The organism is Marinobacter alexandrii, from assembly GCF_005871205.1.
GTDB classification, from domain to species: Bacteria; Pseudomonadota; Gammaproteobacteria; order Pseudomonadales; family Oleiphilaceae; genus Marinobacter; species Marinobacter alexandrii.
On the sequence record NZ_SWKM01000013.1, the window covers coordinates 19,503 to 46,446 of the forward strand.

Genomic DNA, 26,944 nt, shown 5'->3' on the forward strand with positions numbered 1-26,944 from the left:
CGGGACGGAGTATGTCAGAGAACGACAAGGACCAGCCGTCCCGAACTTCACGACGCGCGCTCCAGGACACCCTGCTGGATGCCCTGCACGCGATGCGGTCGATGGAGGAAATCAAGACCCTGGAAACAGCCAGCGATCAGGAGCCAAAAGACCCCGAGGGTCTGATTGACCGGCTGGCCAATCTTACCGGCTCGGCCATCCGCTTTGGCGTTCGGGCCACAGACACCTCCGTGCGCGTTGGTCGTGCGCTGATCAACTCCCAGGACCAACTTCGCGCCATGCTTACCGCAGGCCAATCCCTGAAAGACATCCGCGAGGTGGCCGGCCTGACCCTCTCGGAGATGAGCGAAGCGCTCGACCTCAGGGACAAGTCGGTGCTTGAGGCCATCGAAAACGGTACCAGCACCCTGTCTTTTGAGCTGATCCTGCGCCTTGCCGCCTTGATCGCCCGGAACGACCCCATTCCATTCATCATGCGCACCACTCGCAACTACAATCCGGAAGTCTGGCAAATCCTGAACGATTGGGGTGTGGGGCGGTTGCCACTGCAGTTCGAGCGGGAACGGGAGTTCATCAATATTTTCCGCCGGCACGACGATGCGCGAAACCTGTCCGATGAAGGCTTTCAGAAGGTACTGGAGTTCACCCGTCAGAGCTTTGAAATGTCCCTGCACTTCGTTGAGGAACAGGAGAAGCAGGTGGCCGATTTTAAAGCCAGCTATGCCGAAAACCATGCCGGAAAACCATCTAAACTCCCGGCCGAAGCCCCAGAGTCTGGCAAAAAACCGCCAGCCACCCGGGGCAGTAAGCCCTCAGCCAAATAACTTACCCATCCCTGCGATGTCCGGGTTGTGAACAACACCTTTCTCGGTGACGATCACGTCGATCAGATTCGCCGGCGTGACGTCGAACACCGGATTGAACACGTCCACGCCCCCGGGTGCCAGCGGGATGCCTCGGAACTCCCGGATCTCAGTGCCTTCGCGTTCCTCAATGGGTATGTCCTTGCCCGATGCCAGTGTCATATCCACGGTGCTGGACGGTGCCACCACCATGAAACCAACGCGATGGTGACGGGCCAGCACCGCCAGACTGTAGGTTCCGATTTTATTGGCCACATCACCGTTCGCGGTGATGCGATCAGCGCCAACCACCACCCAAAGCACCTCTTTGAGAGCCAATATGGAAGCTGCCGCACCATCGGCATTCAGGGTAACCGGAATGCCCTCCTGAGCCAGTTCCCAGGCGGTCAACCGACTACCCTGGAGCCAGGGGCGGGTTTCATCCGCGTACACCCTGTTTAGTAATTTTTCTTCGTGCAGTCGGCGGATTACCCCCAGGGCAGTGCCATAACCACCCGTAGCCAGTGCCCCGGTATTGCAATGAGTCAGTACAGACAACGGCCGCTCCGGCTGCATGGCCGCCAGGGCATGATCGGCCATGGCCAGATTGGCGGCCAGATCTTCCTCGTGAATCGCGACCGCCTCTGCCGCCAAACGCTTGCAGGCCTCGGCCAGTGAATGACAGCCGTGGAACACCCGCTCCATGCGCTGCAACGCCCAGAACAGGTTGACCGCAGTCGGCCGGGACGCCGCCAGCTCACGGATTGCCTGCTTGATTTCCGCTTTCCAGTCGCCGCCCCCGGCATGGCGGGCCGCCAGCGCAACCCCATAGGCGGCACTGATACCAATGGCCGGAGCACCCCGCACGACCATGTCGCGAATGGACTGGGCCACGCCGGATGCGCCCTCCAGGGTTATCCAATGCTCCTCCGCAGGCAGAAGGCGTTGATCCAACAACTCCAGGCTGTGCTCATGCCAGCGCATTGCCACGGTTCCAACCACTCGTGAAGGGGCGGGTGAGGAAACGGGTGAAGAGGGACTCGACATAAAACAGCTCCGATTCTGAAACGCTGAAAAGCGCCAGTATAACGTTTATACTTCCGGGCTACATTTTCAAAGCGTGGAACTCCGCGCCCGGCTCTGAAGGCAGGTAAATGACGGCAGACACCATCACCGCAGCCGATATCCGCATTAACGCCCGTTGGGTGATTCCCATCGAACCCAAAGCCACGGTCCTGGAGCACCAGGCCATCATTATCCAGGGCAACCGGATAGCCGCGGTGATCTCCCGGCAGGAGGCCGATGAGCGTTTTCGCACCCGTGAGACCGTCGATCTGGAACACCACGTGGTCATGCCCGGCCTGATCAACCTGCACGGTCACGCGGCCATGTCGCTGTTCCGAGGTATGGCCGATGACCTGCCGCTGATGGCCTGGCTTAACGACCATATCTGGCCGGCCGAGGGTGAGTTCATCAGCGAAGCCTTCATTGCCGACGGTACCCAACTGGCCATGGCTGAAATGCTGCGCACAGGCACCACCACGTTTTCCGACATGTACTTTTTCCCGGAAATCGCGGCCCAGGCCGCTTACGATGTTGGTATGCGCGCCCAGATTGCCTTCCCACTGCTGGACTTCCCAACGCCCTGGGGCTCGGGGCCGGATGAATACCTGAGCAAGGGCGAAGCTTTCATCAACTGCTGGCAAAACAACGATTATATTACCCCTGCCATTGGGCCCCACGCTCCTTACACGGTGTCCGACGAGCCATTGCAAGGCGCCATCTCACTGTCCGCCAGCACCGGTGCGCCGATCCAGATCCACCTGCATGAGACCGAGTTTGAGGTCGCTGACGCAACAGAGAAACTCGGCCAGCGTCCTTTGGCGCGCCTGGCCGATCTGGGACTGTTGGGACCGAACACCCAGTGCGTGCACATGACCCAGGTGAGCGATCAGGACCGCGAGACGGTCGCCCAAGCCGGCGCCCACGTCATCCACTGCCCCGAGTCCAACCTCAAGCTGGCCAGTGGCTTGTGCCCAGTCCAGCGCCTGATGGATGCCGGGATCAATGTTGCAATTGGCACCGACGGCGCCGCCAGCAACAACGATCTGGACCTGTTCGGTGAGCTGCGCACCGCGGCGATGATTGCCAAAGTGGTTGCCGGTGATGCCTCTGCGCTGTCCGCCCACCAGGCTCTCACCATGGCCACGCTGAACGGTGCCAAAGCCCTCGGCCGTGACCATGAGCTTGGTTCGCTGGTGTCGGGCAAACTGGCGGACCTGATTGCCGTGGATCTGAGCGACCCGTTCCTACAGCCGGTCTACGACCCCGCGTCTCACCTGGTCTACAGCAACCATGGCCGGGCAGTAAGCCATAGCTGGATCAACGGCGTACCTCAATTACAGGATGGCCGTCTCACCCGTATCGATGTTGCAGATCTGATGCTGAGGGTGGAGAGCTGGAAGGAACGCATCCGTCAGCAACAGGCCCAATAATCATACTTCGAAGGATTTCTCAGGCAGCAGACCATGACAAACCAGAACGTAGACCGGAATGAAATTGCAAAGTTTGAGGCGTTGGCCAGCCGCTGGTGGGACCCCACCAGCGAATTCCGGCCGTTGCACGACATCAACCCGTTACGCTTGAACTACATCGATGAGCGGGTGCCGCTTGCGGGCAAGCGGGTGCTTGACGTCGGCTGCGGTGGCGGTCTGCTGTCCGAAGGCATGGCCCAGCGCGGTGCTCATGTGACCGGTATCGATATGGGCGAGGCGCCACTGTCGGTGGCGAAGCTGCATGGCCTGGAAAGCGGTATCACCGTCGACTATCGGCAGATCACTGTGGAAGAGCTGGCCGAGGATGCTGACCACGCCGGTCAGTACGATGTCGTTACCTGCCTGGAAATGCTCGAGCACGTGCCCGATCCGGCTTCCGTCATCCGGGCCTGCTCCGCCATGCTCAAACCCGGCGGCCATCTGTTCGTGTCGACCATCAACCGCAACCCTAAGTCCTTCCTGTTCGCGATTGTGGGTGCGGAGTATGTCCTGAACCTGCTGCCTCGGGGCACTCATGAATGGAAGAAGTTCATTCGTCCCTCGGAGATGTCCGATCACCTGCGCCACGCCGGGCTGGAAGTGCTGGAGCTTACCGGTATGACCTACAACCCGGTCACCAAGATTTACAAACTGGGCCGCGATGTCGACGTCAACTACATGATGCATTCCCGAGACGCCCGTGAAGCCTGACGCCAGCCCTTCAGCCGTCCTGTTTGATCTCGACGGAACGTTGATCGATACCGCCCCGGACTTTATCCGGTGCCTGAACCAGCTGCGCGAACAGCACGGGTTGGCACCGCTGCCGGCCGCTCACATTCGCAGGTCTGTCTCCAACGGCGCCCGTGCCATGGTGCGGGTTGGCTTTGGCCTGGAGCCGGAACACCCGGACTACCTCGCCAAACACACCGCTTTTCTTGATCTCTATGAAGAGGGTGTTGCCGTGGAAACACGTCTGTTCGAAGGCATGGATCCAATCCTGCTAGGGCTGGAGCAGCGCGGCATTCCCTGGGGCATTGTCACCAACAAACCGGTGCGCTTTGCGGCGCCGCTGGTTCAGGCCCTTGGCCTGGCACAACGCTGTGCGGCGGTGGTCTGCCCGGACCATGTGGCCGAGCGCAAACCACACCCGGAAGCGCTGTTTCTTGCCTGTGATCAGATCGGCGTGGCGCCGGGTCAGGCCATCTATGTGGGCGACCACGAACGAGATATCGAAGCCGGGCGCAACGCCGGGATGAAGACCATCGCCGTGCGCTACGGCTATATCGAAGAGCCGACTTCCGTTGACCAGTGGCAGGCCGACATCATTGCCGACACCGTCAGCGATCTGGCAAAGCTGTTACAATAGACGCCAGAATTAAACCCGGTTCCCGAACCGGCAACTGCCTGACACGGAGACAGGTTATGCACGATTACCACGCCCCCGCCGATCTTCTGCAAGACCGCATCATCATGGTGACCGGGGCTGGCAGCGGCATTGGCCGGACAGCCGCCCTGGCCTACGCGGCCCACGGTGCCACAGTAATTCTGGTCGGACGTACTGTGTCCAAACTGGAAACGGTATACGACGAGATCGAAGCCGCCGGCCATCCGAAGCCGGCCATTGTGCCGATGAACTTCGAGGGCGCTGCGGTTAAGGACTACGAAGAACTGGCGATGACCCTGGAAGACAACTTCGACCGCCTGGATGGCATTCTCCACAATGCGGCCATCCTGGGCGACCGCAGTCCGGTCGAGCTGTACGACCCGGAAATGTGGAACAAGGTGATGCACGTGAACGCCACCGCGCCCTTTTTGTTGAGCCGCGCGATGATTCCCCTGCTGCGCAAATCCACCGATGCCTCGGTTATCTTTACTTCCTCTGGTGTTGGACGGAAAGCCAAGGCGTACTGGGGTGCCTACGCAGTGTCCAAGTTCGCAGTGGAAGGCCTGAGCCAACTGATGGCGGATGAGCTGGATGACGAGCGCCACAATGTGCGCGTGAACAGTTTGAACCCCGGCGCTACCCGTACCAACATGAGAGCACACGCCTATCCGGCTGAGAACCCGCAGCAGAATCCCGCGCCGGAAGAGCTGATGCCAATTTACCTATACCTGATGGGTAAAGACAGCCACGGCGTTAACGGTCAACAACTGGATGCGCAGCCAAAATAATGGAGCTGCTGTTCTACACCACTACCCAGTGCCACTTGTGTGAGCTGGCCGAAGCGCTGCTGGTCAATACGCCCATGCCCGCGCCGATTCCGGTCGACGTGGTGGACATTGCCCAGTCCGAACAACTGGTGGAGCGTTATGGAACGCGCATACCGGTCCTGCGCCGCAACGACACTGGCGCCGAACTGGACTGGCCATTCACCAGGGATCAGTTACTCACGTTTCTTCAATGAGGATTGCCTGACATGCTAATGGTCATTTCTCCCGCCAAGACCCTCGATTACGAGAGCCCCCTGGCAACGGAATCCCATACCCAGCCGGAGTTTCTCGATCACGCCTGCGAGCTGATCGATCAGCTCAAGGAACTGGAACCTCACCAGGTCAGCAACCTGATGAGCATCAGCGAGAAGCTGGGCCAGCTCAATGCCGAGCGCTTCCAGAACTGGCACACGCCGTTCAACCTGGATAACGCCCGCCAGGCCGCTCTCGCCTTCAAAGGCGATGTCTATACCGGGCTGGCCGCCGAGAGCTTTAGCGAGGACGACTTTGCCTTTGCCCAGAAACACCTGCGCATGCTTTCCGGGCTGTATGGCCTGCTGAGGCCGCTGGATCTGATGCAACCTTACCGGCTGGAAATGGGCACGAAGTTCGAGAACAGCCGTGGCAAAGATCTCTATGCCTTCTGGGGTAGCATTCTGACCGATGAGCTTAACCGCCTGCTGGCCGCTGACGACGGAGTGCTGGTGAATCTGGCCTCCAACGAGTACTTCAAGAGCGTCAAGAAGAAAGAACTGACTGCTCGTCTGATCACGCCCCAGTTCAAGGACTGGAAAAACGGCCAATACAAGATGATCAGTTTCTACGCCAAGAAAGCCCGCGGCTTGATGTGCCGCTTCGCCATCGAAAACCGGATCACCCAAGCCGATGACCTGAAAGGCTTTAACCTCGACGGCTATTACTTCAGCGAGGAACAGTCCGAGGGCGACAACTGGGTGTTCCTGCGGGATCAAGCTTAGTCATTGAACCAGGATTTTTTATCCGATGAATGAAGCAGTCTTTTCACAAATCGCCATGCTGGTGCTACTGACCGGGCTTATTGTCTGGATGGGTATCATCGTCTGGGACCTGGCCAAGAAATCCAAGGCCGGTAAGTTTGGTACCCTGGCACTCTTTACTGTGCTCGGCGCCGGGGTGGTCGGCTTTCTGGTCAAAACCGTGATGGTGGAGATCATGAACCTCTGACGCCTGAGTCGTCACTTTACGGCCACTGACCGGTGGCCGTATCATTCCTGCCCTTTTTCCGTTTTCTGAATCGTCCAATCTTCTAAACGCAAGGATCAAGCCTGATGTGGTTTCGTAATGCCCGTGTTTTCCGATTTACCAAACCCTTTGATATCTCAGCTGAAGAGCTCGAAGAAAAACTCCAGGCCGACACCTTCAAGCCCTGCGGTCCCCAGGAAACCAGCCGGCAAGGCTGGGTGCCTCCGCTCGGCAAGCACGGTGAGTTGCTGGTTCACAGCGCCGATGGCTACCACTTGATTGCCCTGCGCAAGGAAGAAAAGATCCTGCCCGGCGCGGTAGTGAAAGAAGCTGTTGAGGAGAAGGCGGAAGCCATCGAAATTGATCAGGGCCGCAAGGTTCGGCGCAAGGAAAAGGACGAGATCAAAGAACAGGTCATGCTGGAAATGCTGCCCCAGGCGTTCTCGAAGAATCGCCGCAGCTTTGCCTACCTGGCTCCGAAAGACGGCGTTCTGGTGGTCGATGCCGGCTCGGCCAAGCAGGCCGAGGATCTGGCCTCAACCCTGCGCAAGAGCCTCGGTTCGCTGCCAGTGCGGCCGCCAGCGGTAGAACAGGCACCGGCGTTTACCTTTACCGGCTGGCTGAACGAAAGCATCGACATTCCCGGCAAGGTGGTTCTGGGCAACGAGTGCGAGCTGAAGGATCCGTCAGAGGACGGTGGTGTGGTTCGTTGCAAGGGGCTGGACCTGAAGGCCGACGAAATCCGCAGTCACCTGGACGCTGGTATGCAAGTCACCAAGCTTTCCCTCACCTGGGACGATAACGTGTCGTTCGTGCTGGACGAAGAGCTGGGCATCAAGCGCCTGAAATTTGGCGAAACCCTGCAGGAGCAGCTGGATGACATCGATGCCGATGATGCCGCTGCCAAATTCGACGCCGCCTTCACCCTGATGACCCTGGAGCTGTCCCGGCTGATTCCGGGCCTGCTGGAAGCCATGGGTGGCGAAGACCGTTCGGCCATCGTCGAGGAATAAGCCTTGCGGGCGGGAGTTTCCCTAGTGGGAGCTCTTGCCCAGCCGCTCCCGCTGCCAATCCTTCTCCGGTTCGTTCAACACCAGCCGGAGATCCATCACTTCTTCTTCCAGGTTGTACTTGACCTCAAAGCCCAGATGCTCCGCCAGTTGTAGCATTGGTCGGTTGTCCGGTAGCACATTACCCACCATTTCCACCGTGCCGCGGGCTCGACAGTAATCGATCATCTTCTGCATCAGCGCGATACCCAGGCCCTCGCCTTTCATCTTGTCGTGCACCATCACCGCGAATTCGCACTGCAGGTTGTCGGCGTCGGTCCAGGTGCGCACGGTACCCAGGGTTTCCTCGCCCTCGGCATCTTCACGGGGCGCATTGGCAATGAACACCATCTCGCGGTCGTAATCGATCTGGACCATCTGGGCCACATCTTCCCGCGAGAAGTGTTTGCGGTACTGGAAGAATCGGTAACGAATGGATTCCGGAGACTGCAGCTCGTGAAAGGCGCGGTGGGCTGGCTCGTCCTGAGCCAGCACAGGGCGAATGATGACCCGACGCCCGGATTTTGGCAGCACAACCCACTCTTCCAGCTCCCGGGGATAAGCCTGGATAATCGGCTGGCTCGGTTGGTCGCAGACACTGATAGCGATGTTGACGGCAACGGCGCCCTGCTCATTAAACAGTAATGGCGATATTTCCAGGCCCTGAATTTCGGGGATATCAATCACAATCTGTGACAGGGTCACCAGTGTTTCGGACACTGCCCGAACGTCTTCGTCTGGCTGCAGGCTGTTCTCGTTCAGCAGCTTATACATGTAGGTCCGGCGCAGCAGTTCGCGCGCCAGCACCATATTCAGCGGTGGCAAAGCGATCTGGCGATCCGTTGTTACATTGATCTCGGCACCCGAAGCCCCGCACACCACCAATGGACCAAACAGCGAATCCCGGGTTATGCCGACGCTGAATTCGACGCCACCGACGTGCTGATATGAATACTGGACGGCAAATCCCAGGAACCCGCTATCAGGGAAATGCAGCCGGTATTCCTCCATCAGATAGCGGCAAGCGTCGATGATGGCTGGCTCGCCGTTCAGCTTCTGCATGGTGCCCTTGTAGCGACGCTGGCTGGGGCTGAGCTTGACGAACGGCTGACAGGCCTGCTCGTGAATGATGGTGATATCCACCGGCCGGCGCTCGACCGCGAAGGCCTCGAGCACCTCTTCCATGTCGTCGCAGTACATGGTGTCGATGGTGTTGATGCCGTAGTCCGCGGTCAGCTCCCGCGCTTCCTGGTTGGACAGATGGCTACGACCGGCGCGCAAAGCCTTGAGCACCACTCGCCGGGTATGACTGCGATCGGCGTAATGATCGGTGAACGACTCCGGGGTTTCAGTCAGCAATCGCTGAACCCGCTGGTGCCGAACATGCTGCATAAAGGCCATGACCGCCTTTTCCGGGCTGAAGAACGACGGCACCCCGGCCTGGTAGAACTCATCCCGGGCATCCATCACCGTGCTCTGGCCCAGCCAGCAGGTAAACACATTCAAGCGCGTACCCTTGGCCGCCTGGACCACTGCATCAGCGATCTGCAAGCTGTCTTCGGTCAGGCTAGGCGCGTACATCACCAGAACGTTGGCCACTTCCGGGTCCTTGGCCAGCACCTTGATGGCGTTGGCGTACAGTTCCGGTGAAGCATCGTAGTTGAGGTCGATAGGGTTTCGGCGGGTCCAGTAAGGTGGCAGCATTTCCGCCAGCGCGTCAATGCTGTGATCCGATAGCTGGGCCAGTTCGCCGCCCAGGTCCGCAAGCCGGTCAACCGCCAACACCCCCGGCCCCACACCATTGGCCATGATAGCCAGGGTTTCGCGGCGCAGAGGCCGCATCCGGGTCAGCGTTTCCAGGGCATCGAACATCTGACCGAGACCGTCCACACGCAAGACACCGGCTCGTTGCAGCATGGCATCGTAAATCGGATCGCTGCGGTGCAAGCCGGCCGGCAACTGATGGGCAAACCATTCCGACTCCGGTACACGGCCGGACTTAACGGCAATCACAGGCTTGGTCCGGGACGCAACCCGGACCGCCGACATGAACCGACGCGGATTTGGGATATTCTCGATGTGCAGCAGGATGGCCCGGGTCTGGGTGTCTTGGGCCAGGTAATCAATCAGGTCATCGTGGTCGATGTCCATGCCATCACCGAGGGTAAGGAAATAGGAAAAGCCCACCCCCCGGGCAAATGCCCAGTCAATCACGGAGCTGGCGATGGTGCCGGACTGGCCAACAAACGCCACTTTCCCCGGAATGGCGCCCATGTGCGCGTAGGTCGCGTTCAGACTCCGGGCCGGCACCATCAGCCCGATGGTGTTTGGCCCCAGCACACGAATGCCGGTCTCCCGCGCAGCTTCGCGTACCGAATACATCAGCGGCTGCCCGGTCTTACTGTGGGTCCGCGACATCCCCCCGGTCATCACGATGGCCGTACGCACGCCCGCTTCGCCCAACCGTTTGATGGTTTTGGCGACGGTGTCCGGCGGTGTACAGATAATCGCCAGCTCCGGCGAAAAGTCCATCTTGGCGACTTTTTTGACGCAGGGCACACCGTGCACGTTGTCATAATCGTTCTGGTTAACCACCAGCAGCTTGCCGGGGTAGCCGCCGCCCATCAGGTTCCGGAGCACCATGCCACCAAGACTGTTCGACCGCTCGGACGCACCAATCACTACGATGGAGGCAGGATTAAACAGACTCTCGAGGTATCGGGTACTCAAACAGGCTCTCCTTGGGCGTCAGGCGCATGGCCCCGCGGGTGGTAACTCTCAGAAATCAGGTAAGTTATGACGGCACTTCTTATCTTAGGCGCTGATTGATGGATGTGAAACGGCTAGCCCACGCTTTAAGACCAAAGAAACACGGCAGTATCGGTTGTTCCCTGATAACATTGGTGAAAACAAAAGCAGATTCAGGGCATTCAGGCACGTATGACCACGGCATTTTTTTCCCACGACGACTGTTTGAAGCACAACATGGGCCCGGGACATCCGGAATGCCCGGAGCGGATTTCAGCCATTCTCAGTTACCTCTCAGAAACCGGACTGGACCAAAACCTTGATTGGGTCCGGCCGGAGGAAATCACCCGTGATCAGCTGCTAACCGTACATCCTGAACAGTATCTGCACCAACTTGACCTGATGCAGCCGACCCGTGGCCGGGTGTTTACCGACCCCGATACCGCACTGATGCCGGATACCCTGCGCGCCGCTCGCCTGTCGGCTGGTGCCAACGTACAGGCCGTGGACATGGTCATGAGTGGCCAGGTCACCAACGCCTTTGTCTGTGCGAGACCACCTGGGCATCATGCCGAGCGTGCAAAATCCATGGGATTCTGTTTCTACAACAACATCGCCTTGGCCGCGATGCGGGCCCTGACTTTTCACCAGCTGGAACGGGTCGCCATCATAGATTTCGATGTGCACCAGGGCAATGGCACGGTGGACATTGTCGGTGGCGATGAGCGTATTCTCATGTGCTCAAGCTTCCAGCACCCGTTCTACCCGCACTCCCACGTGCACAGACAGGCCAGCAACATCATCAACACCCCCATAGCTGCCGGCTGCGCTGCCATCGAATACCGCAAGACTATCGAGAATGCCTGGATGCAGAGATTGCGGGACTTCGATCCCCAGCTGATCCTGATCTCAGCCGGCTTCGATGGCCACGCGCTGGATCCCCTGGCGGAGCTGAACCTGGAAGTGGAAGACTATCGCTGGTTGACGGAGATGATTGTCGGCGTGGCCCGAGACCACGCCAATGACCGGATCATTTCCTCCCTGGAGGGCGGTTATCACCTCAAAGCCCTGGCCGAGAGCGTCGCAGCTCATGTTCAGGTGCTGAATTCGGTCAATTAGCCCGGACCATCCTCGGCGGGATCACCACCATAGCCGTTGGCCTGCTGTAGCTCCGGACGCTCGCCCTCCCGTTGCAGCCGGATGTTGGTCCGGCGGTTGTCTGCCGGCCGGCGGGAGACCGGATACTGGTCGCCATGGGCACGCACTGTAATCAGGTCCTCGGAGACGCCCCGGGCTTTCAGGTAGTCCGCTACCACGTTGGCGCGTTCTTCAGAAAGCGCCCGGTTGTTAATCCGGCTGCCCAGACGGTCGCTGTGACCATCGACGAAGACCCGCTCTACGCTGGAGTCGGCCAATACAAAAGTGACAACGTTGTCCAGCACCACACGATCGCCGTCGGACAGACTGGCGCTGCCACTGGCAAACGGAATGCGGGAGCGGCGGATCTGATCGTAGTTTACCGGCAGTAGATTGGCGGTGCAGGCTTGGTAGTTCTGAAACTGCCCGGAGAAATTGACGTTAGATACCTGCACGCGTACCAGGCGGCCATCGAACCAGGACTCCCGGCTGACCGTGGGGCGCATACCCTGGAGCAGGCCCTGCACCAGCACCATAGCCCTGCGGGTATCCAGCAGCACCGGACGATTGCTGTCCGACACCGTGACTTTGCCCACTGGCCTGGGCGCAACACCTGGCCGCCAGGCCGGTGCTTCCACCACAAGGGTGCCTCGGCCCGGCCGCATCAGCGGGGATGTTGATTCGAGGAAAAAGGTCAGTTGTTCCCCTGCCCGATGGCGGAAAACTGCCTTGCCATACCCCGGAACTTCATGCACCAGGGCGCATTCGAATACCGACTCCGACAGATACCACTGGCTGTTCTCGATACCGGCACCGTAGCTGGCGGCGTCAACAGAGACCGACACCCCGAGCGCCAGCGCGCCGAGCAGGCTCGGGATTGATTTTGAAAAGCTGGATGCCATAACGGATCACCGACGCTCTTGGGTATTTCAGCATATAGCCTGTTTAACGGCGCCGGCCACGCCGACTTTAGCGCCGGATACAAAAACAAACACACGCCCCTTCTGTTATAATCCGCAAAATTTTATCAGGGCCATGGCCCACAGACAGAACCGCGGAAACCGCCCATGACCGATCAGATCACCCTCACCCGACCCGACGACTGGCACCTGCACGTTCGCGACGGCGACATTCTCGCCGATGTTGTGCCGGCCACCGCCGCCTGCTTCGGGCGGGCCATCATCATGCCAAACCTGGTACCGCCGGTCGTCACGGCGTCTGACGCGATGGCGTATCGGGACCGGATCCTGGCGGCCGCCAAGGGCACCGAATTCCAGCCCCTGATGACACTGTACCTGACTGAGGGAACCACGCCAGAGACTATCCGCGAGGCTAAAGCGGCCGGTGTGGTGGCGGCAAAACTCTACCCGGCCGGTGCAACCACCAATTCAGCCTCGGGCGTGAAGGATATTCGAAACATCTACCCGGTACTGGATGCCATGGCCGAGTGTGGCATGTTGCTGCTGGTTCACGGCGAGGTCACCGACGCAGACATCGACATTTTCGACCGCGAAAAGGTGTTCCTGGATCGGGTCCTGGCCCCAACCATGGAAGCCTTCCCCAACCTGAAGGTGGTTCTGGAGCACATCACCACCGCCGATTCCGCGGAGTTTGTGCAGCAACACGAGGGCGACAACCTGGCCGCGACCCTCACCCCCCAGCACCTGATGTACAACCGCAACCACATGCTGGTGGGTGGCATCCGTCCGCACCTGTACTGCCTGCCGATTCTTAAACGCAACCGCCACCAACAGGCCCTGCGCGATGCCGTCGCGACCGGCGACAAGCGTTTCTTCCTGGGCACCGATTCAGCCCCCCACGCCAAGGACCGCAAGGAAGCCGCATGCGGTTGCGCTGGCTGTTACTCGGCGTACGGCGCACTGAGCCTGTACGCCGACGTGTTCGAAGAGCTTGGCGTTCTGAACAAGCTGGAGGCCTTCGCCAGCTTCAACGGCGCAGACTTCTACGGCTTACCGCGCAACAGCGACACCGTTACCCTGGTGCGCGAGTCCTGGACCATGCCGAGCCAGCTACCGCTGGCCAACGGCCACATCGTGCCACTGAAGGCGGGTGAAACCGTTCACTGGCGCCTGGCGTAAAACACCCTGACTTATTATCACCTGGCACGACCGGAGTTTGAGTGACTGACGAAAACAAAGAACCGCATCCGATGTCCCGCCGCTTTCGCGGCTTTTTACCCGTGGTTGTTGACGTGGAAACCGCAGGTTTCAACCCGGAACGGGATGCCCTCCTCGAGGTGGCCGCCGTGCTGCTGACCATGGACGAAGACGGCTACCTGGTGCGTGGTGAGACCCATGTACAGCAGATCGATCCGTTTGAAGGCGCCAATCTGGAACAGTCGGCCCTGGATTTTACCGGTATCGATCCCTGGAATCCGGAGCGGGAAGCCGTCCCGGAGCGGGAAGGCCTGAGCGAAATTTTTACGCCCATTCGCAAGGCGGTCAAAGCCTTCGACTGCAAGCGGGCAGTGCTGGTGGGCCACAACGCTACCTTCGATCACAATTTCGTGTTTGCCGCTGCCATGCGCTCGGACATCAAGCGCAATCCGTTCCACCCATTCTCGACGTTCGACACCGCCACTTTGGCCGGTCTCGCTTATGGCCACACGGTACTAGCCCAGGCCTGCAAGCTGGCCGGCATTCCGTTTAACAATAAGGAAGCGCACTCCGCTGCCTACGATGCTGAGAAAACCGCCGACCTGTTCTGCGGCATCGTCAACCGCTGGAAAGAGCTGGGCGGGTTTCCACCGCCACCGGTGGAAGAATTGGAGTAACGGTCACAAAAAACCCCGCCGAGGCGGGGTTTTTTATTGCAGCGCAGTGACTTACCAGTAGATGCCGCGCATGATCGCCGCGAAGGCTACCTGTTCGGTCGACACCTTCGGCTTCTGGCCAGACCTGCTGCCCGCCGCTGCCGGTGAGTCCGGGAACATCCTGTAGCCGGTGTTCATCACGATCTCACCCATCTTTGGCGCCAGCGCATGCAGAACCTGAGCAAAGATACCCAGACGCGTGGCAATGCGCTTCGGACGGTAGACGATCGCTTCGGCAACCATGTCGGCCGCTTCATCCGGAGTCAGCGTCGGCACCGAATCGTAGATCTTGGTCGGCGCGATCATCGGCGTTTTCACCAGCGGCATGTTGATGGTGGTGAACGTCACGTTGCGATCCGACCACTCAGCTGCGGCACAGCGACTGAACGCGTCCAGGGCAGACTTAGACGCAACATACGCGGAAAAACGCGGCGCGTTGGTCAGCACACCAATGGAGGAGATGTTGATCACGTGTCCGCGACGACGCTCCAGCATCTTCGGTGCGAAGCCCATGATCAGGCGCACGGAACCGAAGTAGTTCAGCTGCATGGTCCGCTCGAAATCGTGGAAACGGTCGAAAGCCAGATCCAGGGAACGGCGGATTGACCGGCCGGCGTTGTTAACCAGAACATCGACATGGCCGTGGTTGTCCAGAACGGTCTTCACGAAACGGTCGGCGTCTTCCATCTCAGAGAAGTCACACTGGTAGGCATGCACACTGGCGCCACGGGATTCCAGTTCCTTGGCCACTTCCTTCAGGCGCTCCGGCTTACGGGCACCGATAACCAGAATGGCACCTGCGTCCGCCAGCTTCTGCGCGGTGGCAAGACCGATACCGGAAGTCGCGCCGGTAACAACGCACACACGCCCTTCAACCGTTCCGCGCAGGGTGCGATCCTTGAACAGGTCAGGATCCAGATTGCGTTCCCAGTAATCCCAGATCACTGCGGAATAATCGGTCAGCCGCGGCACTTCAATACCCGTATCCTTCAGCACCCGCTCGGTTTCACGGGCGTCGAAACGGGTCGGGTAGTTGATGAAGGACATGACGGAAGGCGGGATGCCCATGTCATCCAGCAATGCGCTGGTCAGTCGCTTCACCGGCGGCAGATTCTTCAGACTCTGACGGATAAACGGCGGGATGAATCCGAACATGCGGGAGTCGATGCGCATGCCCATTTTGGGCGCGTGACCGGCTTCCGAGAAAATATTGAGAATTTCGCCAACCTTGTACGGATCGGAATCCACCAGGTGGAAGCACTTTCCATCTTCGTCATCCAGGTGGGCGATGTGGTCCATGGCGTTAACCACGAAGTCCACCGGCACAATATTCAGTCGGCCGCCTTCGATACCAATAGTGGGAACCCACTGAGGCAGCGCGTGACGGATCTTCTGGATCATCTTGAAGAAATAATAGGGACCATCAACCTTGTCCATTTCACCGGTCTTGGAGTGACCAATGACCATCCCCGGACGGTAGATGCGGAACGGAACTTTGCACTCCTCGCGCACCAATTTTTCGGACTCATGCTTGGTAAGCAAGTAGGGATGATCCAGCTTCTCCGCTTCTTCAAACATGTCTTCGCGGAAGGTGCCCTTGAACATGCCGGCGGCGGCAATGGAGGACACGTGATGGAAGTGCTTGGCGCCCATGGCTTCGGCAGCATTCACCGCGGCGCGAGTGCCTTCGATATTGGTTGCCTGTTGAGCTTCCTCGTCTGCACCCATGTCGTACACGGCAGCCAGGTGGAAGAAATGATCAATGTTGCCTTCCAGCGCTTTCATGGCCTTGGCGTCGATACCAAGGTTCTTACTGGTAAGGTCGCCAATAACGGCCTTCACCTGCGACTCGTCTGCACCCCAGCGCTCCCTCAACTGCTCAAGCTTGCCGAGTGACTGCTCGCGCACGAGTACGTGGACCGTACCCCCCCGTGCCAACAGCTTTTCAACGAGAAAACGTCCAATGAATCCGGTGCCACCGGTCAGGAAATAGTTCATCAATTCTCCACCCTGGTTGTTGCCTGTTTATTGTCTATCCATGCCGGCACCCTATTAGACTTTAGTCGTAAGACTTGCCGGGAATGGCGGCATTGTACTTAACTGCAACCCTCATGTATCGAACTTTTTTAGAGCTTTTACTCTGTAACCTGTTGTTTTTATTAGAGCCATTACTCTAACTTTAGACAGAAAGCCACTCGGGGCGCCTGTCTGCAATGCCGACACAACGGTTCTGAGATTAGCACATCAACCGATCGCTGCACGCCCTCGCGTTCGATTACCGGAAAGCAATGAAACACCCCGCGAGCAATGACATAATCAGGAACTTATTGCGCCACCTGGCGTCATCAACACAAGCTCCAATCCAGCACTTGCGGAAACCACCATGCACAAAGACGATCCGAACGCAGAACGCTACATCACCATCGCCCGCGCCTGCCTCAAGGCCATCAACGATACTGCCGAACATTCCGGTAGCCGCGAAGAAAAAATTCAAGCGGTGTACCAAGCCATTGATTCCGCATTCCAGGCTGAGTTTTCCGAGTACCGGCAATCCGTTGCCATCATGGCCACCGTATTGGAACGTATAGCTTCAGGCCAGCTTGATGCCGACTCGGCTGCAGACCTGGCACGAAAAACGCTTGATCAGCAGCCCGAGACTACTCGCAACGCTCTGATGCACTGAGCGCATCCGAACTCGCAATCAACAACCGAGGTCCTATGAGCACTGGCACCCTTCGTACAGCAATCGCGCGCCTCCATTTCGCCGGCACCCTGGCTTTTATCGCCCTGCTCTTCAGCAGTGCCCTGGCCGTTGCCGCCGAATCGCCCACCAAGAGCCCAAGCGACGATAATGACTATCGCATCCTGGAGCTGGATAACGGCCTGCGTGCAGTGTTGGTCTCGGATGAGGACGCCGACAAGGCGGCGGCTTCGTTGAATGTTGCCGTGGGCAGCGGCGACGACCCGGCCGATCGTGAAGGACTTGCCCATTTCCTCGAGCACATGCTGTTCTTGGGCACCGAAAAGTACCCGGAGCCCGGCGAATATCAGCAGTTCATCAAGAGCCACGGCGGCAGTCACAATGCCTTCACCGCTTTCCAGGACACCAATTATTTCTTCGACGTCGAGGCCCAGTTTCTGGAGCCCGCGCTAGACCGGTTTGCCGAGCAGTTTGCGGCCCCTCTGTTCACCGCTGAACTGGTCGACCGGGAGCGCAACGCAGTGCATTCGGAGTTCAGTTCCAAGCAGAAGGAAGACGGTCGTCGCTTCTACTCGGTCAAAAAGGCTGCGAGCAATCCGGACCATGCCTTTAACCAGTTTGCGGTGGGCAATCTCAGCACGCTGGAGAACACCGAGGAAAACCCGCTCAGGCCCGACCTGATTCAGTTCTGGAAAGACAGCTACTCGGCCAATCTCATGACCTTGGCAGTGTATGGCCCACAGGCGCTGGATGAGCTGGAGCAGATGGTGCGCAATCGCTTCAATGCCATCGAAAACCGTCGGCTCACGCAGAAATCACACCCAGCCGACTTCTTCCAGGCTGACAAACTTCCTGCGAAAGTCACCGTTGATGCCATCAAGGATGTGCGGAGCCTGACCCTGTCGTTCCCCATCCCCTCGCAGGAAGCAAATTATCGCACCAAACCGGCCAGCTACATCGCCAACTTGTTGGGCCACGAAGGCCCGGGCAGTCTGTTTGAAGTGCTCAAGCGCGCGGGACTGGTGGAAAGCCTGTCCGCCGGGTTGGGTATGGATACCGGCGAGAGTGCCACTCTTGAGATCAGCATGACGCTGACACCGGAGGGGTTGCGCCGTCATGACGACATTCTTCCCCTGGTATTCAAGTACATCGACCAGATTCGAGCCAATGGCATCAGCGAGCAGCGCTTCCAGGAAATGCAGCAACTGGCCCGGATCGATTTTCGTTTCCGGGAACAAAGCGATCCCATCCATGAGGTCATGGCCCTGTCCCGGCAGTTGCAACAGTACCCGGCGAAAGACGTTCTCAGTGCGCCCTGGTTGCTGGAGCGCTACGCACCCGAGCAATACTCAGCCATTCTTGATCGCCTTACCCCCGACAACCTGATGGTATTTGTGCTGGATCCGGAACCGGCCTTTGAAAACCCGCAGCAGACTCCCTGGTACGGCGCCGAATGGCAGCAGCAGGCGCTGGAACCAGAGCACCTGCAACGCAATGCGTTACCGGAATTGGCCGCCCTGCTTCGCCTGCCCCAGCCCAACCCCTTTGTACCTGAAGAACTCGGCATGGTTCCCGGCCCGAGCATGAACCAACCAACCCAACTGGCCAGCCGCGATGGTTTGGAAATCTGGTTTGCCCGGGACACCCGGTTCGATACACCTAAGGCCAACGTCTTTCTCAGCCTGCGGACCCCGGCGGCGCGGGCCTCAGCACGCAGCGCCGTGCTAACACAATTGCTGGTCGATGCGGTGAACACCAACCTTAACGCCTGGGCCTACTCGGCTCGTCTCGCCGGCTTGGACTACAGCGTATACCCACACCTGCGTGGCGTAACCGTGCGTGTCGGCGGTTACAGCGACAAACTCCACACCCTGATGAACCGCATCCTGATGCAGCTGGCTGAGCCAACCCTGACCCGCCAACGGTTCAACATTGCTCGTCAAAACCTGGTGGACAGCCTGGAGAACAAGGCCAAGAATCGCCCGGTGGAACAGACCTCCGAGTTCATCCAGACAGCTCTTATTGAGGGTGCCTGGAGCACAGAAGACAAGTTGGCAGCGGCTCGCGAGGTTACCCTGGATGAACTGAAGTCGTTTTCAGAGGCCCTGCTGGCCGAGGTGGACCCGGTAATGCTGGCCCATGGCAACCTCACCCACGCCTACGCCCTCAACCTGGCACAGCAGGTTCGGGCGCTGGTACTTGATGACAGCGCCATAGCCACCGTCGACCGGAGCCGTGTGCGTCAACTGCCGCCAAAGGAAACCCAGGTCACCCTGGACGTGGATCATCCGGACACCGGCTACAGCTTGTACATGCAAGGCGACAATACCGGCTTTGAGGCGCGCGCCCGTTTCCGTCTTCTGGCGCAAATCGTCAGCAGTCCGTTCTACGAGGAACTTCGCACCAACCGGCAACTGGGCTACATCGTCTACGCCACGCCCTTCGAGATGCTGGAAACGCCTGCACTGGGTTTTGTGGTGCAGTCCCCAGGTGCGAGCCCAGGGCAGATTGATCAGGCCGTGCGGGAGTTTGCCGACGAGTTCGAGGCGACTATCGCTGGCCTGGATGAAGCCAGCCTGAATCGGGAGAAGCAGGCAGTGATCAGCAAATTGCTGGAGCGTGACCGTCAACTCGGCGATATTTCCAGCCGATACTGGCGCGAGATCGACCGCAACGCCGACAGCTTTGACTCTCGGGAGAAACTGGCCAACGCCATTAAATCCGTCACCAAAGCGGAGTTGGTGGAGACGTTCAAGCAGGCAATTATTGAACGGGAACGCGCCTTGCGGGTGGTCACCGGCCAGGAAAACGCCAATGCCGACGGCAGCCTGACCCGTTTGATGGCCCGGCCGCCGGTGCCAGCGAGCTGAATCAGGCGTCGATCAGGCGCTGGAAGCGGGCCCAATCCTCGGGCTCGTCGACATCCCAACGGGGCTCCAGCAAACTGACGCGGAGCCCCAACTTTTCAAGCCGGGCCTGGGTTTGCGCCAGAACCTGCTCACTGCCCCACTCGATATCATCCAACATGCCGGGTACCACGCGGCTCGCGCCAATCAGGACATAGCCGCCGTCGTTCGACGGACCCAACACCACATCAAACTCGGTCAACTTATCCAGCGCCTGACGCACGTATTGGGGATCCACCGAGGGACAATCGCTGCCAATGACCACGGCCCGGGAATGCGCCTCCAGCGAGGACGTCAGCGCCGCCAGCATTCGGTCGCCCAGAGTTCCACCTTGCTGGATTCTCTGTTCCAGGCCCGCACATTCGAGGTTGTGCACGATAACATCGGCTTCATAGGGTACCCGTTCAATCTCGCGATCCCACCAGAACTGCACCGGATAGCCGGTGGCGCAGAGGTTGTCGAGAACCGCGAGGGTCAGGGTGACGTGGGCGCGAAGGGCGCCACCGGCTCCGAGAGCCGGCATTAATCGGGTCTTTACACGGCCTTCTTCCGGCCATTTCGCGAATTGCATTAACACTGCGCTCGAGCAGTTGGTATCAGCCATTGCGGACATCCGAGTTGTAGGCCTGGGCCAGGGATTCCGGCGACTCGCCGCGCCAGTAACGCCAGCGTAACCGCCACATCAGAAAAATCGTACGCCACGGCCCCAGTTTTTCCCAGCGCCGGCTGTCGGTGATCACTGGCGACCGAACACAAACCGGACGGGATACCAGACACAAACGCCGGGAAAACTCGACATCTTCCATCAATGGCAGCGGCTGGAAACCACCCAGAGCCTCAAACACGTCTCGACGAACGAACATAGCCTGATCGCCGGTGCAGATTCCCGTCAGCCGGGACCGGGTGTTCATGAACCAGGCTATCACCCGGAACAGTGGTCGTTGCCCGCTCAGGCGCACATCGAATCGGCCCCAGGCATTGCCGCTCGCCATGAAGGCCTGAAGGCGCTGCAGGGCATCGGAAGGAAGGCGGGTATCGGCATGCAGGAACAGCAAAAGGTTGCCGCGGGCAACGGCCACACCAGCATTCATCTGGGCGGCCCGCCCCTTGTCAGCGTCCACAACCCGATCGCACAAAGGCCGGGCCAGTGCAGCAGTGCCATCGTCACTGCCGGCATCCACCACAAGGATTTCGTGGCCGGCACGTCTGAGCGGCGCCAGCGCTTCGAGAGTATTCTGAATGCCGGCTGCTTCGTTCCACACCGGCACTACCACACTTAAGAAAAACTGATCAGGCAACGTTTACTCCGGAATACCTAGGAATCAGGGCTACACCTTGAGCCACCCGCCTCAGCCCGCTATCATACCGCCCTTCCTGACAAATTGCCCCCGTAGCTCATCTGGATAGAGCGTCCCCCTCCTAAGGGGAAGGTAGCAGGTTCGAGTCCTGCCGGGGGTACCAGTTTCTGTCTTGCCAAACTAGTTTCCCAAACTCCCCCAGCCTATCAGCAACTAGCGCATGGCTTTTTGCTTTCATTTGCTTGTCACGCCTCTGCAGCCTTCCGCCCGCTCTGTCGGACTATCATAGATGTCAGGCGAATACGTGGCGCGACGTTGGCAGGTGGGCTAAGGTTTTGTTTTAAATTAAGGTTGGCCAAAGTGGGCTCTACTTTTTTGCGGAATAATGAAGCGGTCAGATTTTTGCGATTGCTGAGAGTTCGGTCTAATCACTGTTAAGTTTTCATCGAGATCGGTCATGGACGAAAAAGTACGAGCATCCTGGGAACGGACTCTTCACCCAGAAACTCTCAAAACCAACATCATCACAGCCTCAATATTCTCAATGGCTTTCGAAATACTGAAGAGCAGCATTGTTGAAAAGATCGAAAGCTTCTTTACGAATGGTTTTGACCATAATGGACCGATTGTCAGCCCAGAATACAAAGAAAAGGTTCTTTCCCTGAATAGAAGCCCCGTCTACGCGTCATTGAAGTGGCTGCAGGACATGGACGTCATCAATGATGAGGACATGGGGAAGTTTGAACACATCAAAACGTGTCGCAACACGCTTACACACGAGATGCTTTCTTTCGCTTCCAATGGAGTTGATTTCAACGTTGCTGAAGCATTCGACGAAATGGTGGAGCTGTTACGGAAGATCGAAATCTGGTGGTTCGAGCATTTTGAAATGGCAATAGATCCGGAATCTTATCCAGACGATTTAGATAAGGATCAGGTGATTCCCGGGCCAGTCTGGAGTCTCCAAATGCTCATAGATGTTGCGTTGGGACCAGAGGAAGAGGCTCAGAAGTATTACGATCTGTTTGTGGCAGCCGCAGACAAAACTTAACCAGTGGGTGAAGCCGACCGGAAATACGCTCCGCTCCGTCCCGGCGACTTACCCAAGGCGTTAAACAACCGAGCTACCCACGAACAACCTATGCCAGAGAGCAGAGTATGACTGAAACAACAACGACGTCGGCCCATTGCCAATGTGGCGCACTCAAGCTGCGAATCACAGATGTGCCCGTTGTGCAGTTGGTCTGTCACTGCAGTGATTGTAGAAATCTTTCTGGCATGCCGTATGTTGAGGCGGCGTTCTTTAAATCCGATGCATGCAGCGCTGATGGGAAAGTCGACGCAACGACAGTAAAAGGCAGCACGGGGTCTGACAAAACGTACTATTCGTGTGCAGTTTGTAAAACACCGTTATACGTGCGGGTGACTGCTCTCAATGGTGCTTGGGCCGTAATGGCGGACCGACTGTCGCCCTTTACATTCAAGCCCCAGGCGCATATCTGGACAAGTCAAAAAGCGGATGATGTGCAGATCCCCACAGGAATCACCCAAACTCCAGAAAGGCCTCCCAAGGAGTTGGTTGATGTCATGGTGTCGGGGTTTTGGGGTAGAAAATGATCTTTCCCCATTGGAAGCGCTGAATCGCGCTACTGTAGTCCGTTTTATGCACCCGAGTTATCTGCCCTATTCATAGGCTGTCGCCTTAAGCTAAAAAGTTGTCATCCTCTGGCAAGCTCCAAACCTATTCGTCGGCTATGTTGTTGTGAACTACAGCAACCAGCCTTTTCTGGCGCGTATCGGGATCTCACTCTATGTATAAGCCTGCCTTAAGCCTTCTTGCCATCGCCGTATTGTCTCCATTCGCCGCACAGGCGAGCCCAACCCAGGTGTTCTGGGGCGACACGCACCTGCACACCTCGTATTCTGGCGATGCCTTCGCCATGGGGAACGAATCCGCTGACCCGGAAACGGCCTATCGTTTTGCCAAGGGACAACCGGTCATTCACCCGTACAACCGCGTACGTGTGCAACTTCAGAGGCCGTTGGACTTTCTGGTGGTTGCGGACCATGCCGAATACATGGGCCTGATGCAGTTGGTGCGCGATGAAAGTGCGCTGCTGGATGACACCGATAACGGCCAGCGTCTTATCGATCTCTGGAACAATAAAAGCCCAAAATCAGTTTACTATGACATCGCGGGTGCGCTGGTACGCGGAAAGCCTCTCCAGGATCTGCTGACGGACAGCATCCGCGAACCGGTCTGGAACAAGATCGTGGATGCCGCAGAAAACAACTATGAGCCCGGCGAGTTCACCACCTTTATCGGCTGGGAATGGTCCTCGCTGCCGAATGGAGCAAACCTCCACCGGGTTGTGTTTACCAACAAGGGTGGCGATGTCGCCAAGCAGTTCCTGCCTTATTCATCCGCCGAGAGCAATAAGCCCGAGGATTTGTGGAGCTGGCTGGATCAGACCTCCTCAAATACAGGTGCAGACTTTGTTGCCATCCCCCACAACTCCAATATCAGCAAGGGCCTGATGTTCAACGCCGTGGACAGCCAGGGCCACCCGATCAGTGCCGATTACGCACGGACCCGCATGCGCTGGGAGCCCGTCGCTGAGGTCACCCAGGTGAAAGGCGACTCTGAAGCCCATCCGGACCTGTCTCCCAACGACTCGTTCGCCGATTTCGAAACTTATGCCCATGTGATGAGCTTCGGTGCAGCTAATGATAAAGAAGAGGTAGATCAGCGGAGCAATTACGCCCGCAGTGCACTCAAACGTGGTCTGGAGATTGAAGAGCGTACCGGTGCCAACCCGTACAAATTCGGCATGATCGGATCCACCGACTCCCACACCGGCCTGAGCACCGCGAGCGAGCCCAATTTCTGGGGCAAGTTCGGCGTGGACTCCATTCCAGAAAACAAGTCCCAGGAAACCACGCCAGGCGCCACTGGCTGGGACATGTCCGCCGCTGGCATGGTGGCTGTCTGGGCAGAGGAAAACACCCGCGAGTCACTGTTTGCCGCCTTCAAGCGCAAGGAAGTCTACGCCACCACGGGTCCACGGATGCAGGTGCGACTGTTCGGCGGGTTCGATTTCAACGCCGATGACCTCAAACGCAATGATCTGGCAGAAGTGGGTTACAACAAAGGCGTCCCGATGGGCGGCGACCTTCTGCAAGCTCCGGAGGGAAAAGCTCCGAAATTCCTCATTCACGCTGTAAAAGACCCTCAGGGAGCGAATCTGGACCGGGTACAGGTCGTCAAAGGCTGGCTGGATGACGACGGCAAGAGTCACGAACGAGTGTTCAACGTGGCCCTGTCCGACAGTCGCGAAGATCTTGGAAACGAGACCAAGCCCGTTGGCAACACCGTCGACCTGAAAACCGGCCGTTACACCAATACCATTGGCGATGCCGAACTGGTGACCGTCTGGACCGATCCGGAATTCGATACCAGCCAACGAGCCTTCTACTATGTGCGGGTTCTGCAGATCCCGACCGCACGCCATTCAACTCTGGATGCCCTGGCGCTGGGCAAACCCAGACAAGCCGCCAGCTATCGAACGGTCATCCAGGAACGTGCCTACTCATCCCCCATTTGGTACACCCCCTGATCGGGTGAGGAGGCCCAAGTCATGTTGAAACGACTGATCAAAGATCCGCTGGTTCACTTTACGTTGGTTGGCGCCGCGTTATTTGCCGTCTATTACCTGGCAGGCTCGCCGGATGAACGCCTGGATGAGAACACCATTGTGGTGGACCGCAACGCGCTGTTGACGTTTATCCAGTATCGCTCCAAAGCCTTCGAACCCGCCCAGGCTCGCAAGCGACTCACTGAGATGCCTCAGCAAGAGCGCGATGCGCTGGTTAAAGACTACGTGCGCGAAGAAGCGCTTTTCCGTGAAGCCAAGGCCATGGGCATGATGGAAAACGACTACATTGTTCGCCGCCGTTCGGTGCAAAAGCTCGAATTTATTGCGCAAGGCGTTGCCGAACAAACCAGCCAGGTGAGCGATTCGGAGGTAGAAACCTACTTTGATCGGCATCGGGATGACTACTACGAAGCGCCGTCCTACAGCTTCACCCATGTGTTCCTCAAATCCGATGGTCAGCACTCAGCGCAGCGCGCCACGGCTTTGTTACAGCGACTGAACGCCGACAATGTGGGATTCGCCGAAGCTACCCGTTTTGGCGACCGCTTCCTGTACCACCGCAATTACGTGGAGAGAACACCGGGCTTCATCGCCAGCCACTTTGGCGAGGATTTCGGGAATTCGCTTTCCGAACTCGAGACTGACAACGTTCGCTGGCAGGGGCCGATAGCCTCGGAGCACGGCCTTCACCTGATCAAGATTCGCGAGTACCGCCACGGCCGTGTGCCAGCGCTTGCAGAAATCCGTTCTCGGGTAGAAAGCGATTTCCTGCGCCGCAAGCAGCAGCAAACACAGGAAGTGGCCATTCAGCAGATTGTGGAGCAGTACGATGTTGAAACTCGCCTTTAGAACCCTGTTGGCGTCGCTGCTGCTCATGCCCGGAATACTGTTGGCTCATGATGCGCGGCCGCTTTATGTGCAGATCGACACGCTGGACAGTGAACCAGCGGCTGAACGCCTCTACACAGTGAAACTTCAGGTTCCGCCCACAATCGACGCCAGCAACCGCCCTTACCTGATGCTGCCAGACACCTGCCAACACCAGCCCATGGGTACGCTGATCCGGCTGCACTGCGCCACCAACTTGAGCGGGCAAACCCTTCGGATTGGCTGGCCCCAGCACAACCCATCGATCAGTACCCTGATTCGGGCCACGCTGGAATCCGGCGAAAGCTATCAGAAGCTGTTGGGCCCGGATGAAACCAGCTGGCAAGTGCCAACCGAGAGAGGCACGCTTGCCGTTGCCAGTGAATACAGCATGCTGGGTATCGAACACATACTGATCGGCTGGGACCATCTGCTGTTCCTGGTCTGCCTGATCTGGATTGCCGGAACCTTCAAGCGAACGCTGGTCACCATCTCAGGGTTTACCGTGGCGCACTCACTGACTCTGGTTCTGACAACCCTGGGCTATGTCCGTCTGCCCATTGCGCCAGTCGAGGCCGTGATTGCTCTGAGCATTCTTTTTCTGGCGGTTGAGATTGTTCGCAACCGGCGTGACACCCTCGCCTGGCGCTTCCCGGTAGCGGTTTCGACACTTTTCGGGCTGATTCATGGTTTCGGATTTGCGTCCGTGCTCCAAGATATAGGCCTGCCCAAAAACGATCTTGGCGCCGCGCTGTTGTACTTCAACATTGGTGTGGAGATCGGTCAGATCCTGTTTGTCAGTGCAGTCATGGCAATTTTTGCATTATTGAGGCGAATTGAAACCTTCCCTCTGGCTGGTGCTCAAACGCTGATGGTTTATGGCGCGGGCAGTCTAGCTGCCTTCTGGACCCTGGAGCGGGTTTCTGGATTCTGAAAGCGCC

At 58.2% G+C, this 26,944-nt stretch carries 25 protein-coding genes and 1 tRNA gene; 20 read left to right on the forward strand and 6 right to left on the reverse strand.

Going from position 1 to position 26,944, the window contains the following annotated elements; translation table 11 throughout:
- Positions 1–11: 11 nt before the first annotated feature.
- Entirely contained in the window at positions 12–824 is an 813-nt protein-coding gene (locus tag FCS96_RS11080; RefSeq protein WP_138440451.1) for a helix-turn-helix domain-containing protein, read from the forward strand.
- On the opposite strand, the gene mtnA is transcribed toward FCS96_RS11080, so the two are convergent.
- On the reverse strand, positions 813–1,889 hold the full coding sequence (mtnA, locus tag FCS96_RS11085; RefSeq protein ID WP_138440452.1) for an S-methyl-5-thioribose-1-phosphate isomerase: 1,077 nt from the start codon (positions 1,887–1,889) through the stop codon (positions 813–815). The two genes, FCS96_RS11080 and mtnA, sit on opposite strands and share 12 nt — an antisense overlap.
- Positions 1,890–1,996: 107 nt before the next feature.
- Here mtnA and FCS96_RS11090 point away from each other — a divergent pair, with 107 nt between their 5' ends.
- The 8 genes from FCS96_RS11090 to rdgC all read left to right on the forward strand — a co-directional run bounded on the left by FCS96_RS11090 (position 1,997) and on the right by rdgC (position 7,821).
- Positions 1,997–3,337: a TRZ/ATZ family hydrolase gene (locus FCS96_RS11090; protein ID WP_138440453.1), complete on the forward strand. Its 1,341-nt coding sequence runs from the start codon at positions 1,997–1,999 to the stop codon at positions 3,335–3,337.
- A 33-nt stretch (positions 3,338–3,370) separates the two neighbouring features.
- A complete protein-coding gene (gene ubiG, locus FCS96_RS11095; RefSeq protein WP_138440454.1) occupies positions 3,371–4,087 on the forward strand; it encodes a bifunctional 2-polyprenyl-6-hydroxyphenol methylase/3-demethylubiquinol 3-O-methyltransferase UbiG in 717 nt (238 codons plus the stop codon).
- A complete protein-coding gene (gene gph / locus FCS96_RS11100) occupies positions 4,077–4,742 on the forward strand; it encodes a phosphoglycolate phosphatase (RefSeq protein WP_138440455.1) in 666 nt (221 codons plus the stop codon). The genes ubiG and gph overlap by 11 nt, the downstream gene beginning before the upstream one ends.
- Positions 4,743–4,798: 56 nt before the next feature.
- Positions 4,799–5,548, forward strand: a complete 750-nt coding sequence (locus tag FCS96_RS11105; RefSeq protein ID WP_138440456.1) for a YciK family oxidoreductase — start codon at positions 4,799–4,801, stop codon at positions 5,546–5,548.
- Entirely contained in the window at positions 5,548–5,781 is a 234-nt protein-coding gene (locus tag FCS96_RS11110) for a glutaredoxin family protein (RefSeq protein ID WP_138440457.1), read from the forward strand. The genes FCS96_RS11105 and FCS96_RS11110 overlap by 1 nt, the downstream gene beginning before the upstream one ends.
- 12 nt (positions 5,782–5,793) lie before the next feature.
- Positions 5,794–6,564 (forward strand): peroxide stress protein YaaA, encoded by a 771-nt coding sequence (yaaA, locus tag FCS96_RS11115; protein ID WP_138440458.1) that lies wholly within the window; start codon positions 5,794–5,796, stop codon positions 6,562–6,564.
- A 25-nt stretch (positions 6,565–6,589) separates the two neighbouring features.
- A complete protein-coding gene (locus FCS96_RS11120) occupies positions 6,590–6,790 on the forward strand; it encodes a DUF2788 domain-containing protein (RefSeq protein WP_138440459.1) in 201 nt (66 codons plus the stop codon).
- A gap of 104 nt (positions 6,791–6,894) precedes the next feature.
- The gene (rdgC, locus tag FCS96_RS11125) at positions 6,895–7,821 is read left to right on the forward strand and encodes a recombination-associated protein RdgC (protein WP_138440460.1); all 927 of its coding nucleotides are present in this window, start codon (positions 6,895–6,897) and stop codon (positions 7,819–7,821) included.
- A 21-nt stretch (positions 7,822–7,842) separates the two neighbouring features.
- Here rdgC and FCS96_RS11130 read toward each other — a convergent pair whose 3' ends face one another.
- Positions 7,843–10,587, reverse strand: a complete 2,745-nt coding sequence (locus FCS96_RS11130; RefSeq protein WP_138440461.1) for a bifunctional acetate--CoA ligase family protein/GNAT family N-acetyltransferase — start codon at positions 10,585–10,587, stop codon at positions 7,843–7,845.
- A gap of 210 nt (positions 10,588–10,797) precedes the next feature.
- Between FCS96_RS11130 and FCS96_RS11135 the strand changes: the two genes are divergently transcribed.
- Positions 10,798–11,724 carry a histone deacetylase family protein gene (locus FCS96_RS11135; RefSeq protein WP_138440462.1) on the forward strand — a complete coding sequence of 309 codons (927 nt, stop codon included), beginning with the start codon at positions 10,798–10,800 and terminating at the stop codon, positions 11,722–11,724.
- On the opposite strand, the gene FCS96_RS11140 is transcribed toward FCS96_RS11135, so the two are convergent.
- The gene (locus tag FCS96_RS11140; protein ID WP_138440463.1) at positions 11,721–12,644 is read right to left on the reverse strand and encodes a flagellar protein MotY; all 924 of its coding nucleotides are present in this window, start codon (positions 12,642–12,644) and stop codon (positions 11,721–11,723) included. The two genes, FCS96_RS11135 and FCS96_RS11140, sit on opposite strands and share 4 nt — an antisense overlap.
- 165 nt (positions 12,645–12,809) lie before the next feature.
- On the opposite strand from FCS96_RS11140, the gene pyrC reads away from it, so the two are divergent.
- Positions 12,810–13,841, forward strand: coding sequence for a dihydroorotase (gene pyrC / locus FCS96_RS11145; protein ID WP_138440464.1), 1,032 nt, complete (start codon positions 12,810–12,812; stop codon positions 13,839–13,841).
- Between the two features lie 41 nt (positions 13,842–13,882).
- The gene (gene rnt / locus FCS96_RS11150) at positions 13,883–14,536 is read left to right on the forward strand and encodes a ribonuclease T (protein ID WP_138440465.1); all 654 of its coding nucleotides are present in this window, start codon (positions 13,883–13,885) and stop codon (positions 14,534–14,536) included.
- 51 nt (positions 14,537–14,587) lie between these two features.
- Here the strand turns inward: rnt and FCS96_RS11155 are convergent, their stop codons facing one another.
- Complete coding sequence (locus FCS96_RS11155) at positions 14,588–16,573, reverse strand: SDR family oxidoreductase (protein ID WP_138440466.1); 1,986 nt, start codon at positions 16,571–16,573, stop codon at positions 14,588–14,590.
- A gap of 385 nt (positions 16,574–16,958) precedes the next feature.
- Here FCS96_RS11155 and FCS96_RS11160 point away from each other — a divergent pair, with 385 nt between their 5' ends.
- The gene (locus tag FCS96_RS11160; protein WP_138440467.1) at positions 16,959–17,258 is read left to right on the forward strand and encodes a hypothetical protein; all 300 of its coding nucleotides are present in this window, start codon (positions 16,959–16,961) and stop codon (positions 17,256–17,258) included.
- Positions 17,259–17,293: 35 nt separating this feature from the next.
- Entirely contained in the window at positions 17,294–20,146 is a 2,853-nt protein-coding gene (locus tag FCS96_RS11165; RefSeq protein WP_138440468.1) for an insulinase family protein, read from the forward strand.
- Position 20,147: 1 nt separating this feature from the next.
- Here the strand turns inward: FCS96_RS11165 and FCS96_RS11170 are convergent, their stop codons facing one another.
- Positions 20,148–20,786, reverse strand: coding sequence for a TIGR04282 family arsenosugar biosynthesis glycosyltransferase (locus tag FCS96_RS11170; RefSeq protein WP_138440469.1), 639 nt, complete (start codon positions 20,784–20,786; stop codon positions 20,148–20,150).
- Entirely contained in the window at positions 20,779–21,480 is a 702-nt protein-coding gene (locus FCS96_RS11175) for a TIGR04283 family arsenosugar biosynthesis glycosyltransferase (RefSeq protein WP_138440470.1), read from the reverse strand. Before FCS96_RS11175 ends, FCS96_RS11170 begins: the two co-directional genes overlap by 8 nt.
- Positions 21,481–21,566: 86 nt before the next feature.
- On the opposite strand from FCS96_RS11175, the gene FCS96_RS11180 reads away from it, so the two are divergent.
- The 6 genes from FCS96_RS11180 (at position 21,567) to FCS96_RS11205 (ending at position 26,937) form a co-directional block, all read left to right on the forward strand.
- A tRNA-Arg gene (locus FCS96_RS11180) sits at positions 21,567–21,643 on the forward strand.
- Positions 21,644–21,937: 294 nt separating this feature from the next.
- A complete protein-coding gene (locus tag FCS96_RS11185; protein ID WP_138440471.1) occupies positions 21,938–22,531 on the forward strand; it encodes a hypothetical protein in 594 nt (197 codons plus the stop codon).
- Positions 22,532–22,638: 107 nt separating this feature from the next.
- Positions 22,639–23,097, forward strand: a complete 459-nt coding sequence (locus FCS96_RS11190) for a GFA family protein (protein WP_138440472.1) — start codon at positions 22,639–22,641, stop codon at positions 23,095–23,097.
- Positions 23,098–23,291: 194 nt separating this feature from the next.
- Positions 23,292–25,097, forward strand: a complete 1,806-nt coding sequence (locus FCS96_RS11195; RefSeq protein ID WP_138440473.1) for a DUF3604 domain-containing protein — start codon at positions 23,292–23,294, stop codon at positions 25,095–25,097.
- A gap of 21 nt (positions 25,098–25,118) precedes the next feature.
- Positions 25,119–25,985 carry a peptidyl-prolyl cis-trans isomerase gene (locus FCS96_RS11200; protein ID WP_138440474.1) on the forward strand — a complete coding sequence of 289 codons (867 nt, stop codon included), beginning with the start codon at positions 25,119–25,121 and terminating at the stop codon, positions 25,983–25,985.
- Positions 25,966–26,937, forward strand: a complete 972-nt coding sequence (locus FCS96_RS11205) for a HupE/UreJ family protein (RefSeq protein WP_138440475.1) — start codon at positions 25,966–25,968, stop codon at positions 26,935–26,937. The genes FCS96_RS11200 and FCS96_RS11205 overlap by 20 nt, the downstream gene beginning before the upstream one ends.
- Positions 26,938–26,944 lie beyond the last annotated feature (7 nt).